General features: G+C 59.8%; 15 protein-coding genes. 4 read left to right on the forward strand and 11 right to left on the reverse strand.

Annotated features, from left to right (window positions below; translation table 11 throughout):
* Positions 1–2: 2 nt before the first annotated feature.
* A complete protein-coding gene (locus ASE80_RS21605) occupies positions 3–782 on the reverse strand; it encodes a gamma-glutamyl-gamma-aminobutyrate hydrolase family protein (protein ID WP_056860732.1) in 780 nt (259 codons plus the stop codon).
* A gap of 278 nt (positions 783–1,060) precedes the next feature.
* Here ASE80_RS21605 and ASE80_RS21610 point away from each other — a divergent pair, with 278 nt between their 5' ends.
* Both ASE80_RS21610 and ASE80_RS21615 read left to right on the forward strand, forming a co-directional pair.
* Positions 1,061–2,437: a glutamine synthetase family protein gene (locus ASE80_RS21610; RefSeq protein WP_003213894.1), complete on the forward strand. Its 1,377-nt coding sequence runs from the start codon at positions 1,061–1,063 to the stop codon at positions 2,435–2,437.
* 220 nt (positions 2,438–2,657) lie between these two features.
* Positions 2,658–3,287, forward strand: coding sequence for a TetR/AcrR family transcriptional regulator (locus ASE80_RS21615; RefSeq protein ID WP_056860733.1), 630 nt, complete (start codon positions 2,658–2,660; stop codon positions 3,285–3,287).
* 39 nt (positions 3,288–3,326) lie between these two features.
* Here ASE80_RS21615 and ASE80_RS21620 read toward each other — a convergent pair whose 3' ends face one another.
* The 8 genes from ASE80_RS21620 to ASE80_RS21655 form a co-directional block, all read right to left on the reverse strand.
* Entirely contained in the window at positions 3,327–3,542 is a 216-nt protein-coding gene (locus ASE80_RS21620; RefSeq protein ID WP_003213899.1) for a TOBE domain-containing protein, read from the reverse strand.
* A gap of 19 nt (positions 3,543–3,561) precedes the next feature.
* Positions 3,562–4,368, reverse strand: coding sequence for an aliphatic sulfonates ABC transporter ATP-binding protein (gene ssuB / locus ASE80_RS21625; protein WP_056860734.1), 807 nt, complete (start codon positions 4,366–4,368; stop codon positions 3,562–3,564).
* Positions 4,365–5,153 (reverse strand): aliphatic sulfonate ABC transporter permease SsuC, encoded by a 789-nt coding sequence (ssuC, locus tag ASE80_RS21630; protein ID WP_056860735.1) that lies wholly within the window; start codon positions 5,151–5,153, stop codon positions 4,365–4,367. The genes ssuB and ssuC overlap by 4 nt, the downstream gene beginning before the upstream one ends.
* Positions 5,154–5,162: 9 nt before the next feature.
* Positions 5,163–6,311 (reverse strand): FMNH2-dependent alkanesulfonate monooxygenase, encoded by a 1,149-nt coding sequence (gene ssuD / locus ASE80_RS21635; RefSeq protein WP_056860736.1) that lies wholly within the window; start codon positions 6,309–6,311, stop codon positions 5,163–5,165.
* Between the two features lie 25 nt (positions 6,312–6,336).
* Positions 6,337–7,305 carry a sulfonate ABC transporter substrate-binding protein gene (locus tag ASE80_RS21640; RefSeq protein WP_056860737.1) on the reverse strand — a complete coding sequence of 323 codons (969 nt, stop codon included), beginning with the start codon at positions 7,303–7,305 and terminating at the stop codon, positions 6,337–6,339.
* A 94-nt stretch (positions 7,306–7,399) separates the two neighbouring features.
* Entirely contained in the window at positions 7,400–7,993 is a 594-nt protein-coding gene (ssuE, locus tag ASE80_RS21645) for an NADPH-dependent FMN reductase (protein ID WP_056860738.1), read from the reverse strand.
* Between the two features lie 314 nt (positions 7,994–8,307).
* Complete coding sequence (locus ASE80_RS21650; protein WP_015886425.1) at positions 8,308–8,946, reverse strand: peroxiredoxin; 639 nt, start codon at positions 8,944–8,946, stop codon at positions 8,308–8,310.
* Positions 8,947–9,238: 292 nt separating this feature from the next.
* Entirely contained in the window at positions 9,239–10,594 is a 1,356-nt protein-coding gene (locus ASE80_RS21655; protein WP_056860739.1) for an OprD family porin, read from the reverse strand.
* A gap of 370 nt (positions 10,595–10,964) precedes the next feature.
* Here ASE80_RS21655 and tauA point away from each other — a divergent pair, with 370 nt between their 5' ends.
* The gene (gene tauA / locus ASE80_RS21660) at positions 10,965–11,951 is read left to right on the forward strand and encodes a taurine ABC transporter substrate-binding protein (RefSeq protein ID WP_056860740.1); all 987 of its coding nucleotides are present in this window, start codon (positions 10,965–10,967) and stop codon (positions 11,949–11,951) included.
* Positions 11,952–12,070: 119 nt separating this feature from the next.
* On the opposite strand, the gene argA is transcribed toward tauA, so the two are convergent.
* The gene (gene argA / locus ASE80_RS21665; protein WP_056860741.1) at positions 12,071–13,369 is read right to left on the reverse strand and encodes an amino-acid N-acetyltransferase; all 1,299 of its coding nucleotides are present in this window, start codon (positions 13,367–13,369) and stop codon (positions 12,071–12,073) included.
* 135 nt (positions 13,370–13,504) lie between these two features.
* A complete protein-coding gene (gene argE / locus ASE80_RS21670) occupies positions 13,505–14,653 on the reverse strand; it encodes an acetylornithine deacetylase (protein WP_056860742.1) in 1,149 nt (382 codons plus the stop codon).
* Positions 14,654–14,811: 158 nt separating this feature from the next.
* On the opposite strand from argE, the gene ASE80_RS21675 reads away from it, so the two are divergent.
* Positions 14,812–16,179 carry a CYTH domain-containing protein gene (locus ASE80_RS21675; RefSeq protein ID WP_056860743.1) on the forward strand — a complete coding sequence of 456 codons (1,368 nt, stop codon included), beginning with the start codon at positions 14,812–14,814 and terminating at the stop codon, positions 16,177–16,179.
* Positions 16,180–16,253: the final 74 nt, after the last annotated feature.

The raw sequence follows: 16,253 nt of genomic DNA on the forward strand, positions 1-16,253 counted from the left end.
GGTCAGGCGTTGGTTGACGCAGCATCCGCGTCGCGTTGCATCGCCCGCTTTCGACAAGCCGAGCCAAAGGCCTGGAAGATCGCGAGGTAGTGCGGGTTAGAGCTTACCTGCCATTCGGGGTGCCATTGCACTCCTAAAGCAAAAGCCTTGCCCGACGTGTAAGAAAAAGCTTCGATCAACCCATCGGGTGCGGTCGCTTCCACCTGCATACCCGGCGCCAGGCGGTCAACGCCCTGGCTATGAATCGAGTTGACCTGAATCGTCGGCGGCAAACCCAGGCCTGCCAATACCCCATTGGGGGTAATCGCCACGGCGTGCGCCGTGCCGTACTGGACGTCCAGCGGCTGGGTGTCGTCTTCGCGGTGATCCATCATGCCCGGCACTTCATGAACCTTCTGGTGCAGGCTGCCGCCAAAGGCCACGTTCATTTCCTGAAAGCCACGGCAGATGCCCAGCACCGGCACGCCGGCCGCAATCGCGGCACGCAGCAGCGGCAATGTGGTCTGGTCGCGTGCAGAATCATGAGCAGTCCCGGGCGCACTGGCCGGACCGTCGTAGTGAAAGGGTTCGATATTGGAGGGGGAGCCGGTAAAGAGAATGCCATCCAGGCCGTCAAGAATATTGGCCGGGTCGAGCAGATCGCCCAAGGATGGAATGATCAATGGCAAGCCCTTGGCAGCGACTGCGACTGCACGGACATACTTGTCGCCACTGATGTGATAAGCATGCAAACCGACCTGTTTGGAGCAGGCGGTGACGCCGATTAACGGCAGGCGAGACATGAAGCACCCCGGTATTATTGCTGTTATGGGTTTGAATCGAGCTTAGCCTTGTTCATTTTTTTACACAACACCCCCGTAAAAAATACAACACGGCCCGCTTTAGCCTGCTAGTCCCAAGCCCTTCAAACCCAAAAAACCGCCCCAAAAAGCCCCAAAAAAGGCCTCAGGGCGCTTTTTTAGGGCAAAAAAGGCCTTGCTTGACTTCGGCATGCCGTTCGGGTTGACTGAAACCAGAAAAGATCAATGATTGATATTTTTAACAACAAAGGTGTTGCATCATGTCGGTACCCCCGCGTGCCGTTCAGCTTAACGAAGCGAACGCGTTCCTTAAGGATCATCCTGAGGTTCTGTACGTAGACCTTCTAATTGCGGATATGAATGGTGTGGTGCGCGGTAAGCGCATCGAACGCACCAGCCTCCACAAGGTTTACGAGAAGGGCATTAACCTGCCTGCCTCTTTATTTGCCCTGGATATCAACGGCTCGACGGTGGAAAGCACCGGCCTGGGTCTGGACATCGGTGATGCTGACCGAATCTGTTATCCAATCCCCGACACCCTGTGCAATGAACCCTGGCAAAAGCGCCCCACCGCGCAACTGCTGATGACCATGCACGAACTTGAAGGTGAACCTTTCTTCGCCGATCCTCGCGAAGTGCTCCGCCAGGTTGTAAGCAAATTTGACGACCTCGGCCTGACCATCTGCGCCGCCTTCGAGCTTGAGTTCTACCTGATCGACCAGGAGAACGTGAACGGCCGCCCACAACCGCCCCGCTCGCCGATCTCCGGCAAACGCCCGCACTCGACACAGGTCTACCTGATCGACGACCTCGACGAATACGTCGACTGCCTCCAGGACATTCTGGAAGGTGCCAAAGAGCAAGGCATCCCGGCTGACGCCATCGTCAAGGAAAGTGCCCCGGCGCAGTTCGAAGTGAACCTGCACCACGTCGCCGACCCGATCAAGGCTTGCGACTACGCGGTACTGCTCAAGCGCCTGATCAAGAACATCGCCTACGACCATGAGATGGACACCACCTTCATGGCCAAGCCTTACCCAGGCCAGGCAGGCAACGGTTTACACGTACACATCTCCATTTTGGACAAGGACGGCAAGAATATTTTTGCCAGCGAGGATCCCGAGCAGAACGCCGCACTGCGTCACGCGATCGGCGGTGTGCTCGAGACCCTGCCCGCCCAAATGGCGTTCCTGTGCCCCAACGTCAATTCCTACCGTCGTTTCGGCGCACAGTTCTACGTGCCGAACTCGCCGTGCTGGGGCCTGGATAACCGCACTGTGGCGATTCGCGTACCCACCGGCTCATCCGATGCCGTGCGTATCGAACACCGCGTGGCCGGTGCCGACGCCAACCCTTACCTGTTGATGGCTTCGGTCCTGGCGGGCGTGCACCACGGTCTGACCAACAAGATCGAGCCTGGCGCACCGGTGGAAGGCAACAGCTACGAGCAGAACGAACAGAGCCTGCCGAACAACCTGCGCGACGCATTGCGTGAGTTGGACGACAGCGAGGTGATGGCCAAGTACATCGATCCCAAGTACATCGATATCTTCGTCGCCTGCAAGGAAAGTGAGCTGGAAGAGTTTGAACACTCCATCTCCGACCTTGAGTACAACTGGTACCTGCATACTGTGTAAGCAGTTGCAGCTTTAAAAGAATGCCGCAGGCTTTATGGCCTGCGGCTTTTTTTTGAGTTTATTCCGGTAGACCGCGTTGTATTCATCGCAGGCAAGCCAGCTCCCACACTTGAATGCGTTCACAGATCAAAGTGTGGGAGCTGGCTTGCCTGCGATGAGGCCCTGGCAGACAACACACCCTCCTGCTCATACAATGCGCTCTGCCTTGTAGGAGACTTCCATGCCCACCCGCCCCGCCGCCCCTCGCAAACCCCGCGCCCGCAGCCAGGCCCGGATCGATGCGATCCTCGACGCCGCTCGCACCTTGCTGGCGAGCGAAGGCGTGGCGAGCTTGTCGATCTACAGCGTGGCCGAACGGGCGCAGATCCCGCCGTCGTCGGTGTATCACTTTTTCGCCAGCGTGCCGGCGTTGCTGGAAGCGCTGACTGCCGATGTACATGCGGCTTTTCGCGCCGCGATCCAGGCGCCTATCGAGCATGATTCACTCAAGGTGTGGCGCGACCTGTCCTCTATCGTCGAGCAGCGCATGCTCAGCATCTACAGCAACGACGCGGCTGCACGTCAGTTGATCCTGGCGCAACACGGGCTTGCCGAAGTGACCCAGGCGGACCGTCAACATGACTTGGAGTTGGGGGATTTGATGCTTGAAGTGTTCAACCGCCACTTCGAAGTGCCGACCTTGCCCACCGACGTGGACGTGTTCGCGCTGGCGCTGGAATTGAGCGACCGCGTGTACGCGCGTTCGGTGCATCAGCATGGGCAGATTACGCCGCGCATGGCCGAGGAAGGGATGCGGGTGTTTGATGCGTATGTGGGGCTTTATTTGCCGGCGTATTTGCCTAAGCGCTGATCGTTCCCACGCTCTGCGTGGGAACGATCAGTGGAGTGATCACAACTTGGCGATCGACACCTCGGTGGACTTCACAAAGGCAATCACTTCGCTGCCGATCACCAGTTCCAGCTCTTTGACCGAGCGGGTAGTGATCACCGAAGTCACGATGCCGGACGCGGTCTGCACGTCGATTTCCGACAGCACGTCGCCTTCGACGATTTCCTTGATGGTGCCTTTGAACTGGTTACGTACGTTGATGGCTTTGATAGTCATGATGGTTTACCTCTATGAGTTATTGAGCCCAACGCAATTGCGTAGGCAGCGGTGAAACAGGTTCAGGTTCCGGCGGCGAGCCTGGCAGCGACAGCACCCGGTTAAGCACTTCGGCTTCCAGCGCGGCCAGGCGATGTGAGCCCCTGGCGCGTGGGCGCGGCAGATCGACGATCAGGTCGAGGCCGATTTCGCCGTCTTCGATCAGGATCACGCGGTCGGCAATCGCCACGGCTTCGCTGACGTCGTGGGTGACCAGCAACACGGTGAAGCCGTGCTTCTGCCAGAGGTTTTCGATCAGTTGCTGCATCTCGATGCGGGTCAGTGCGTCCAGCGCGCCCAAAGGTTCGTCGAGCAATAGCAGGCGCGGCTGGTGAATCAACGCGCGAGCCAGGGCCACACGCTGCTTCTGGCCGCCGGACAAGGCCGCCGGCCATTCATTGGCACGCTCGGCCAAACCCACCGCTTCCAGCGCTTCCAACGCCTTGGGGCGCCAGTTGCCCTTGAGGCCAAGGCCCACGTTGTCGATGATCTTTTTCCACGGCAGCAGACGCGCTTCCTGGAACATCAGCCGCGTGTCTTCAATCGCCTCGTTCAGCGGCGCGGAGCCGGCCAGCAGCTCGCCGCCACTGGCTTTGTCCAGGCCTGCGAGCAGACGCAGCAAGGTACTTTTGCCGCAGCCGCTGCGGCCGACCACGGCCACGAACTGACCGGCCGGAATGTGCAGATCAATCTCTTTGAGTACTTCCCGCGCACCAAAGGCCTTGCGCAACTTGCGCACCGCCAGCGGGATGCCCTTGAGCAGGCGCGGAGGTTGTTGAGCGGTCATGCCGCACCTCCTTTATTCACTTGGTAAGCCGGATGCCAGCGCAGCCACACACGTTCCAGGCCACGCGCCGCGAGGTCGGCGAGCTTGCCGAGGATGGCGTAGAGCACAATTGCCAGCACCACCACGTCGGTTTGCAGGAATTCGCGGGCGTTCATCGCCAGGTAACCGATGCCCGAGCTGGCGGAGATGGTTTCCGCCACGATCAACGTCAACCACATAAAGCCCAGGGCGAAGCGCACGCCCACCAGAATCGAAGGCAAGGCGCCCGGCAGGATCACTTGCCAGAACAGGCTGAAACCGGACAGGCCATAGCTGCGCGACATTTCCACCAGCGCCGGGTCGACGTTGCGGATGCCGTGGTAGGTGTTCAGGTAGATCGGGAACAGCGTGCCGAGGGCGACCAGGAAAATCTTCGCCGTCTCATCAATGCCGAACCACAAAATCACCAGCGGAATCAGCGCCAGGTGCGGCACGTTGCGGATCATCTGCACCGAGCTGTCCAGCAGGCGCTCGCCCCACTTCGACAGGCCGGTGATAAAGCCCAGGGCCAAACCGATGCTGCCACCGATCACAAAGCCCAGGCCCGCACGCCAGCCGCTGATGGCCAGGTGCGTCCAGATTTCGCCGCTGCGTACCAGGTTGACGCCCGCTTCGATCACCGCACTGGGCGCCGGCAAAATGCGCGTCGACAACCAGCCCGCCGACACCGACAGCTGCCACACCGCCAACAACAGGATCGGCAGCACCCAAGGCGCAACGCGATGGCTTAATTTTTCATAGTTCATGACTACGCCTCAGCTCTGCGACGCAGCTTTGGGAAGGATGTCGTTGGCGACCATTTCGCCGAACGGGCTGACGTAACCGGCGCTTTTCGGCTGCTCGGGACGCTCGATATCCAGGTGCGGGAACAGCAGTTCGGCAACCCGATACGACTCTTCCAGGTGTGGGTAACCGGAGAAGATAAAAGTGTCGATGCCCAGCGCCGCGTATTCCTTGACCCGCGCCGCAACGGTTGGGCCGTCACCCACCAGTGCGGTGCCGGCACCGCCGCGCACCAGGCCGACACCGGCCCACAGGTTGGGGCTGACTTCGAGGTTGTCGCGGTTGCCACCGTGCAAAGCGGCCATACGCTGCTGGCCAACCGAGTCGAAACGCGCCAGGGATGCCTGGGCGCGGGCGATGGTTTCGTCATCCAGATGGGAAATCAGTTTGTCGGCGGCTTTCCACGCTTCATCGTTGGTTTCGCGCACGATGACATGCAGGCGAATACCGAAGCGCACAGTGCGTCCAAGTTTTGCCGCCTTGGCGCGAACCTGTTCGATTTTTTCCGCGACGGCGGCCGGGGGTTCGCCCCAGGTCAACACCATTTCCACCTGTTCGGCTGCCAGGTCCTGGGCGGCTTCAGAGGAGCCACCGAAGTACAGCGGCGGACGTGGCTGCTGGATCGGCGGATAGAGCAATTTGGCGCCTTTGACGCTAATGTGTTCGCCGTCGTAATCCACGGTTTCGCCTTCGAGCACGCGGCGCCAGATGCGGGTGAACTCCACCGAAGCCTGGTAGCGCTCTTCGTGGCTGAGGAACAAGCCATCGCCAGCCAGCTCTTCCGGATCACCGCCGGTGACCAGATTGAACAAAGCGCGCCCGCCGGACAACCGGTCCAGGGTCGCGGCCTGACGCGCCGCCACCGTCGGGGAGATGATGCCGGGGCGCAGCGCGACAAGGAATTTCAGTCGCTGGGTCACCGGGATCAGCGAGGCAGCCACCAGCCACGAGTCTTCGCAGGAGCGGCCGGTAGGAATCAGCACCCCGCCGAACCCCAGGCGGTCAGCCGCCTGGGCCACTTGCTGCAGGTAACCATGGTCGACGGCGCGGGCGCCTTCGGCGGTGCCAAGGTAATGGCCGTCGCCGTGGGTAGGCAGAAACCAGAAAATATTGAGGCTCATGGAGTTGTCTCCTGAAGAAGTCGGATTACGGCGCTGTGGCGACGGCGGCGGATGGAGTCCAGATCACGTCCTTGATGCTCAAGGGTTTGGGGATCAATTTGAGCTGGTAGAAGGTGTCGGCGATTTTCTGCTGGGCGGCGACCACTTCCGGGGTCAGGAACAGCGCGCCGTAGCCTTGGCGCTTGACCGAGGTCAGGGTGATGTCCGCCGGCAAGCCGAGTAGTGGTGCGACTTGTTCGGTCACCTCCGTAGGGTTGGCCTTGGACCACTCGCCCACGGCGCGCACTTCTTCCACCAGCGCCTTGATCACATCCGGGTGCTGCGTGGCGTAAGACTTGGTGGCCAGGTAGAACTGGTGGTTGTCGGCAATGCCGGTGCCGTCACGCAGGGTGCGGGCTTGCAGCTGTTTCTCGGCGGCGGCCTGGTACGGGTCCCAGATCACCCAGGCGTCAACGCTGCCACGTTCGAACGCGGCGCGGGCATCGGCGGGTGGCAGGAAGATGGTTTGCACGTCGGTGTATTTGAGGCCGGCATCTTCCAGGGCACGTACCAACAGGTAATGCACGTTGGAGCCTTTATTGAGCACGATTTTCTTGCCCTTGAGTTCGGCCACCGATTTGATCGTCGAATCCTTGGGCACCAGGATCGCTTCACTGGTCGGCGCTGGCGGCTCGTACGCGACGTAGAGCAAATCTGCACCCGCCGCCTGGGCGAACACCGGCGGCGTTTCGCCGGTGACGCCAAAGTCGATCGCGCCGACGTTCAGGCCTTCGAGCAACTGCGGGCCACCGGGGAATTCGGTCCATTGCACCTGCACGCCCTGGGCGGCCAGGCGCTTTTCCAGCGAGCCCTTGGCTTTGAGCAGCACCAGCGTGCCGTACTTCTGATAACCGATCCGCAGCGTCTCGGCGGCCTGGGCTTGAACAATGGCGCCGAAGGACACAGCCGCAGCAAACAGTGCGACCAGACCACGACGCAAGATGACAGTGCGCATGGCGCTCTCTCCAAATAATGCGATGAGGGGGTTGGCTGCACCTGCTTGGCCGTTGGCGGCTGAGTAAGGTGAGTACTACAAATTTCGATACGGCTTAAATGCTCCAGCGAGCACTCAACAAACGTTCATTCAACACATTGGGGTCCAGCGGTTTGGGGCGACGGGCCATGGCGCCGTAGAGCGTCTCGAGGGCCTCGTGCAAACGCTGTTCAAGCACCGGCACCAGTTGCGCCTGGGCGCTGCCTTCGGCGTAAGCGATCTGGCTGTCTTCGGCAAAGATGCCGTGGAGCAATTCCTGGGCCTTGAGCGCCGAGAGCACCGGCTTCAAGGCGTAGTCCACCGCCAGCATGTGGGCGATGCTGCCGCCGGTGGCCATCGGCAACACGATCTTGTGGGCCAGGGCACGCTCGGGCAGCAGGTCGAGCACGGTTTTCAGCGCGCCGGAAAACGAGGCCTTGTACACCGGCGTGGCGATGACCAGGCCGTCGGCATTGGCGATTTGCTGCAACAGGTCGATGACTTTGGGGCTGTCGAAGCGGGCGTGCAGCAAGTCTTCGGCCGGGAAGTCCCGTATCTGATAACTCACCACTTCCACGCCTTTGTCTTGCAGCCACTGACGGGTTTTTTCCAGCAAGACCCCGGAGCGCGAACGCTGGCTGGGGCTGCCTCCAAGTGTTACGACCAGCATGCAGGTATTCCTTGGGCAAGTGTCGGCGGTTCGCTGGGTGGCGATGTCGCCAAGATGGAACAGACCCTATCAGCATATTTATATATCTTTAAATCTTATTTTTTCATTTGTTTATTCTATAAATGCATATGCCGTCGATTAATCTCAAGGCGAAAAAAAGGCCGTCGAAACGGCCTGAAAACCCCTGCTATGTGAGACTGGAAATGCGATCAACTGTGGGAGCGGGCTTGCTCGCGAATGCGGTGTATCAGTCACCTGATGCATTGGCTGACACTTCGCATTCGCGAGCAAGCCCGCTCCCACATTGGATTGTGTTAGCGATTAGGCTGTGGGGTGAGGCGCAGGTACGGTTTCACCGCACGGTAGCCCTTCGGAAAGCGCTTCTTGATCTCTTCCTCGTCCTTGAGCGACGGCACAATCACCACTTCATCGCCGTCCTGCCAGTTGGCGGGCGTGGCGACCTTGTGGTTGTCGGTCAGCTGCAACGAGTCGATGACCCGCAGGATTTCGTGGAAGTTGCGACCGGTACTGGCCGGGTATGTGATGGTCAGGCGGATCTTCTTGTTCGGGTCGATCACGAACAAGGAACGCACGGTGAGCGTGTCACTGGCATTCGGGTGGATCAGGTCGTAGAGGTCCGACACCTTGCGATCGGCATCGGCCAGGATCGGGAAGTTGACGACGGTGTTCTGGGTTTCGTTGATGTCTTCGATCCACTTGTGGTGCGAGTCCACCGGGTCGACCGACAGGGCAATGGCCTTGACGCCACGCTGGGCGAATTCGTCCTTGAGCTTGGCGGTAAAGCCCAGCTCCGTGGTGCACACCGGAGTGAAGTCCGCCGGATGGGAAAACAACACACCCCAGCTATCGCCCAGCCATTCGTGGAAACGAATCTTGCCGGCGCTGGAATCCTGTTCAAAGTCGGGGGCGATGTCGCCCAATCGTAGGCTCATGGTGTGGCTCCTGATGAGTGCTTATGGAGCCCACTGTGCATGGGTTGGCGATTATTTAAAAAGAATAAATATCGATTTATCTAGACGATAAAGGAATATTAAAAATCTGTTCATTGGACTTGGGAACGGGCGAGGATCAACATCGGTTTCAAGGTTCGAGAAGGCCTTGAGACGCTGTAAAAAGAGGGGTTTCAGGAAGGGCTTGCGGGGGTTGAGCCCGACTTGAAAAGCAAGACACCTTGCCCGGCGTTGCGCCGGGCAAGGTTTACAGTCTTACAACAGCTTCACACGACTAGAACAGTGGCAGCGAGTAGCTGACGATCAGACGGTTTTCGTCCTGGGAACGGGTGTTCGCCAGGTCGGTACGCCACATCGCGTTTTTCCAGGCAACGCCGAGGTTTTTCAGCGGGCCTTCTGGAATCACGTAGGCAACCGTGATGTCGCGTTCCCACTCGGACTGGCCGGTGGTTTCAGTACGCGCGTTAGTGTTCGCGATGGTGTCGATGTTGCTACCTTTGAGGTACACAACGCCAGCCGTCAGGCCAGGTACGCCAACCTTGGCGAAGTCATAAGCGTAACGTGCTTGCCAGGTGCGCTCGCCAGCACGGGCGAACTTCTGGATCTGCATGTCGGTAGTGATGTAAGCCGACGAGCCGTCACCCTGGTTCAACCAAGGGAAGTCGCTGCTGCCATTGCTGACCTGGTAACCGCCACCAAAGGTGTGGCCGGCCACGGAGTACAGGAAAAGGCCGCTGTACAGGTTGTTGTCGACTTTACCCTTACCGGCACGGAAACCGTTGTAGTTACCGCTGGTGTAGTAGGAAGACGTGTTACCGTTCAGGCCGTCGTCAGAACTGTTGAAATAACGCAGGTCAGACTTCAATACGCCCGGGCCGATCGACCAGTTATGGGTCAGACCCAGGAAGTGCTGCTTGTAGAAGTCTTCCAGGTTGCCGTAGTAGTACTGTGCGGTCAGATCTTTGGTGAGTTTGTAGTCACCACCGGCATAGTAGAACTTGTTGACGAACTTGCCTGCGGTGTAGTTCGAGCCACCGTTGGCACCACCCAGCGACAAACCTTCGTTGTTGCTGGAGTTACGGCCTTTGGCATGCTCAATCTGACCGGCAACCAGGGTCAAATCCTTGATGTCGTTGGTAGTGATCTGGCCACCCTGGAAGGTTTGCGGCAGCATACGACCATCGTTGGTCACGATAACCGGCAGCTTAGGCTGCAACGTACCCAGTTTCAGTTCGGTTTGGGAGATCTTCACCTTACCGGTCACACCGAGGCTGGCGAAATCGTTTACCGCGCGATTGCCGTCGCTTGGGAACACAGTACCGCCGGACGAAGTACCGGTGATGTTACCGCTGGTGCCGCGGCCAGAATCGAGGCGCACGCCGTACAAGCCGATTGCGTCAACGCCGAACTGAACCGTGCCTTGGGTATAGCCCGAAATGAACCGCAGATCGAAGCCTTGGCCCCATTCTTCGTTCCTGGACGGGTCTGCAGCACCATCACGGTTATCCGTGTTGATGTAGAAGTTACGCAGGCCCAGTGTGGCCTTACTGTCTTCGATGAAACCGGCAGCGCCTGCTTGCTGAGCGATTGCGCCCAGGGTCACAGCCAACGCCAAGGTGGACTTCTTCATGTACCGCTCCTCTCATTTCTAATTTTTGTATTTCTTTGGTCTCGGGTCTGACGCCCTCGATCCACAGATGCGCGATTAGCGCCAGATAGTGACTACCAAGTCAATCGTAACCTTGTGTGTCTACTACCTTCGTCTAATCGCAGTTGATTTGGTCCCTGCAGGGTAATGAGTTTTTCATACACCCAAAAAGAATTGTTTCATTCTTTTTCATACGATTCAGGAATAAGCCTCGGCAGGCAGCGAGCTGATCAGCATAGATCAACCGCTCCATAAGCTAATTCCTAAAGGGTATTTACCAGCCTTTTTTTAGATCGATTAGTGTGGCCGTACGGTTGCATACGTCACTCACGATCAAAAAGGCGACGCCATCATGGCCAAACGCACATCCTCCCGTCAATTTGTTACAGTTTTTGTGTCACTAATACTTTCTTTTGGTGTCAAAGCCGCCGATTTGACCATCGGCTATCAAACCGGCATCGACCCCAGCAAAGTCCCCCAGGCTGACGGCCTCTATGAAAAGGCCATCGGCGAGAAAATCGCCTGGCGCCGTTTCAACAGCGGCCCTGAAGTGGTCACCGCTATCGCTTCCGGCGATGTGCAGATCGGCAATCTCGGTTCCAGCCCTCTGGCAGCAGCGGCTTCACGCAATCTACCGATCGTGGTGTTTATCGTATCGGCGCAGATCAACACTTCTGAAGCCCTGGTGGTACGTAATGGCAGCGGCATCGACAAACCCGCAGACCTGGTGGGTAAAACCATCGCCACCCCGTTCGTCTCGACCTCCCATTACAGCCTGCTCGGGGCGCTGAAGCACTGGGGCCTGGACACGCAAAAAGTCAAAGTGGTGAACCTGCAACCGGCAGAAATTGCTGCCGCGTGGAAACGTGGCGATATCGACGGCGCGTTCGTGTGGTCGCCGGCGCTGGGGGAAATCCGCAAGACCGGCAAAACCCTGACTGACGCAGCCCAAGTGGGTCAGTGGGGCGCGCCGACGTTCGAAGTGTGGGTGGCGCGCAAGGATTTCGCGCAAAAACATCCTGACGTAGTGGCCAAGTTTGCCAAGGTTACGCTGGATTCGTTTGCTGACTATGCCGCCCATAAAGACAGTTGGACGGTGGATTCGGAGCCCGTGCAGAAAATCGCTAAACTGACAGGTTCCAATGCTGCAGACATTCCCGAGCTGCTAGCTGGCACCACGTTCCCGGATGCCCAGGCACAGCAAACCGACGCGCTGCTTAAAGGGGGCACGGCCAAGGCGATTGGGGAAACGGCGAAGTTTTTGAAGGAGCAAGGAAAGGTTGAGATGGTGCTGCCGGACTACTCTGCGTTCGTCACCGACAAATTCATCAAAGAATAAATGCAGTCCCCTGTGGGAGCTGGCTTGCCTGCGATGCAGGCACCTCGGTCTTTCAGTTGAACCGAAGTGATGCAATCGCAGGCAAGCCAGCTCCCACATAAGCCAGCCCATGCTCTTAGCTAGAGGGCCTTCTCGAAAATCTTCGAATTACGCTGATAGTTGTACAGCGAGGCCCGCGCCGACGGCAGGCGGTCCACGCTGCTCGGCACAAACCCGCGCTCGCGGAACCAGTGGGCGGTGCGCGTGGTGAGGACAAACAAAGTCTTCAAACCCTGGGCCCGCGCGCGGGTCTGGATGCGCTCCAGCAACACATCACCGCGTGCGCCGTGACGGTACTCCGGATTGACCGCCAGGCACGCCAGCTCACCGGCATCCGAATCGGCGATCTGATACAGCGCCGCACAGGCGATGATCATGCCTTCGCGCTCGACCACGCTGAACTGCTCGATCTCGCGCTCCAACACCTCACGCGAACGCCGCACCAGAATGCCCTGCTCTTCCAGCGGGCTGATCAGGTCGAGCAAGCCACCGACGTCTTCAATCGCCGCTTCGCGCACCAGTTCGAATTGCTCCTGGGCCACCAAGGTGCCGCCGCCGTCGCGGGTGAACAGCTCGGTGAGCAGCGCGCCGTCTTCGGCATAACTGACGATATGGCTGCGCCCTACTCCGCCACGGCAAGCCTCGGCGGCGGCATCCAGCAATTCAGCCTGATAGTTGTTGCCCAACCGTTGCAGGTGCGCCGGCACTTGTTGCGGGCGCAACTCACGCACCAGGCGACCATGCTCATCGATCAAACCGAGGTCGGCGCCAAACAGCAGCAGCTTGTCGGCGCCCAGGTCGATGGCGGCGCGGGTGGCGACGTCTTCGCAGGCCAGGTTGAAGATCTCGCCAGTGGGCGAATAACCCAATGGCGACAGCAGCACGATGGAGCGCTCGTCCAGCAGGCGATTGATGCCTTTGCGGTCCACCCGGCGCACTTCGCCGGTGTGGTGGTAGTCCACGCCTTCGAGCACGCCGATCGGGCGCGCTGTTACCAGATTGCCGCTGGCCACGCGCAAGCGCGAGCCCTGCATCGGCGACGAGGCCATGTCCATGGACAGGCGCGCCTCGATAGCAATGCGCAGATGCCCGACCGCGTCGATCACACATTCCAGGGTTGCCGCATCGGTGATGCGCAAGCCTTCGTGGTAAGCCGGGGTGAGGCCGCGTGCTTCAAGGCGGGTTTCGATCTGCGGGCGCGAACCATGCACCAGCACCAGCCGCACGCCCAGGCTGTGGAGCAGCACCAGGTCGTGGACGATATTGCCGAAGTTGGGGTGTTCCACGCCATCGCCGGGCAACATGACCACGAAGGTGCAGTCGCGGTGAGCGTTGATGTAAGGCGAAGCGTGACGAAGCCAATTAACGTATTCGGGCATAAAACCTGGGCCTGTAATAAAAAGCAGCCAAAAAAGGATGAATCGTGAAAGCGCACAGCGGGCTGATGGTTATCGTCGGAACAGGCTTGGCGACACGCTCGCTCTCCTTCTATGTACGAATAGGCAGGGGTTAATTTATGCAGGTTTCAGGCAGTAATGTTCGATCAGTTCCCGCAATAGACGCACTGTAGGCGTCAAGCGTGACATTTCGAGGTATTCGCCCGGCTGGTGGGCGCAGGCGATATCGCCGGGGCCAAGCACCAGGGTTTCACAACCAAGGCGCTGAAGATAAGGCGCTTCGGTGCCGAACGCTACTGCTTGCGCACGATGACCGGTCAATCGTTCCGCCACCCGCACCAGCTCGGCGTCTTCGGCCTGCTCGAACGGCGGCACTTCGGGGAACAGCGGCGCGTAGTCGATCTTGACTTTATGGCGCTCGGCCAAGGGTTCGAGCTTCTGGCGGATGGCGGCGCGCAGCACCTGTGGGTCCATGCCCGGCAACGGCCGCAGGTCAAATTCCAGCGAGCATTGGCCGCAGATGCGATTGGGGTTGTCGCCGCCGTGAATGCAACCGAAGTTCATGGTCGGTTGAGGCACGCTGAATTGCGGGTTGCGGTACTCACGCTGCCAGGCCAGGCGCAGGCCGCGCAGTTCGCCGATGGCGTCGTGCATGGCTTCAAGGGCGCTGTGGCCCAGGCTTGGGTCCGACGAATGGCCGCTTTGGCCCAGAATATCGATGCGCTCCATCATCACGCCTTTGTGCAGGCGGATCGGCTTGAGCCCCGTCGGCTCACCAATCACCGCCGCACGGCCCAACGGGCGCCCGGCCTCGGCCAGTGCACGAGCGCCGGACATTGAGCTTTCTTCATCGCAGGTGGCGAGGATCAGCAAAGGTTGCTTGAACGGCTGATCCAGCAAGGGCAGCACGGCTTCGATGGCCAGGGCAAAAAAACCCTTCATGTCGCAGCTGCCCAAGCCTACCCAGCGGCCGTCGACTTCCGTCAGCTTGAGCGGGTCGGTCTTCCACAGCGCGGCGTCATACGGCACGGTATCGCTATGCCCGGCCAGCACCAGCCCGCCGGGGCCAGTGCCGAAACTGGCCAGCAGGTTGAACTTGCCGGGGCTGACTTGCTGGATATCGATGGCAAAACCCAGGTCGCCCAACCAACTGGCGAGCAGGTCGATGACCGGGCGGTTGGTCTGGTCGAGAGACGCTTGGGTGCAACTGACCGACGGCGCGGCAATCAACGCGGCGAATTGCTCTTTCATGGACGGTAACGGCATGCGCAGCCTCTCAACTTCCCGGATGAGCCCCACTATAGAACCATCTGCACGACACAATAAACCGTTGCGGCGCGTTGCCGGGCTCAGTCCTGTACACTGCACGACCTTGGCAGCCACACATTTCCCCGGCTGCGCTCCCGATCCTGGATTTTCCGGCCATGCAGAAAGAAACCGAAATCAAGCTCCGCGTCAGCCGCGAAACCCTCGCCGCGCTGCGTGAGCACCCGCTACTGAAAAAACGCAACAAAAGTGGCTGGGAACGCCGTGAGTTGATGAACCAGTATTTCGACACCCCCGAGCGCGACCTGGCCCAGGCCAAAGTCGCCCTGCGCCTGCGCAAAGACGGTGAAGAAATCATCCAAACCCTCAAGACCCGTGGCCAAAGCGTCGCCGGCTTGTCGGAACGCAATGAATACAACTGGGACCTGCCCAAAGCCAAGCTCGATGTGAAGAAACTCGACGGCGAGTGCTGGCCCGAGCAATTGGCCGAGCTGGACAAAAAGACCCTCAAGCCGATTTTCACCACCGATTTCGTGCGTGAGCGCGCCGAAATCGCTTGGGGCCGTGGCAAGGCCAAGGTGGTGATCGAAGCCGCCCTGGACCTGGGCCATGTGGTGGTCGGCAAGCAGAAAGAAGAAATCTGCGAGCTGGAACTGGAACTGCGCGAAGGCGAACCGGCTGCCCTGCTGGAACTGGCCGCCGAACTGGCCGCGACCCTGGCGCTGATGCCGTGCGATATCAGCAAGGCCGAGCGCGGCTACCGCCTGTACGACGCCAGCAGCTACTCGCTGAGCCTGCCGGCCCCGCAGATCCACGCCGAAATGCCGTTGGACGACGCCTTCGCCGCGATCATGTGGCATCTGCTCGGCAGCAGCCAGCGTCTGGCGGAGCAATACCGTTTCAATGGCCACTGGCGCCTGTTGCAGGACTGGGTCGACAACCTCGGCGAGCTGCGCGCCCTGATCGGCAGCCTCGGCCAGGCCGCGCCGCGTCAATCCACCAGCGAACTGCGCAGTGCACTGGACGCACTGCTGGAAGACTGGCGTCCACTGGTGCAGGCCGGTGACGACGATGAAGACATCCGCAAAGCCGCGCCGGAACAGTTCGCCGAAGAACTCGAAGACGTGCGCTGGGGCCTGTTCTCGCTGAACACCTCGCGCTGGCTGCTGGCCCGCACCTGGACCGCCGACCGCAACGTGCGTGGCAACCGCCAGGGCGCCGCGCAGATCACCAACTGGCTGCCACGCCTGCTGGCCGACGACGCCGTCGCCCTGCAACTGCAGCGCTACCAGCAGCAACCGGAAGACCTGGCCGAGCAACTGCCGCGCATCGAACGCATACAGGCCTGGCTGCACCACGCACGCCAGGTGGTGGACATCCCGGAACTGGACCGCTTGTACGGCGAGCTGAACAAGTTGGCGCTGCTGGCCAACCAGCCGATCACCGATGAATCGCTGGATGCGCGTATGCATCAGGCAATTGCGGTGTATCAGAACCGCGCCTGGAAGACTCTGCTGCGCCTGTAAGATCGCTATCGCCCAGCTCCCACAGGGGAATGCATTCCAATGTGGGAGCCGGGCTTGCCCGCGATGAGGCAGGC

Origin of the sequence: Pseudomonas sp. Leaf15 (assembly GCF_001421425.1) — a bacterium.
Taxonomy (GTDB): Bacteria; Pseudomonadota; Gammaproteobacteria; order Pseudomonadales; family Pseudomonadaceae; genus Aquipseudomonas; species Aquipseudomonas salomonii.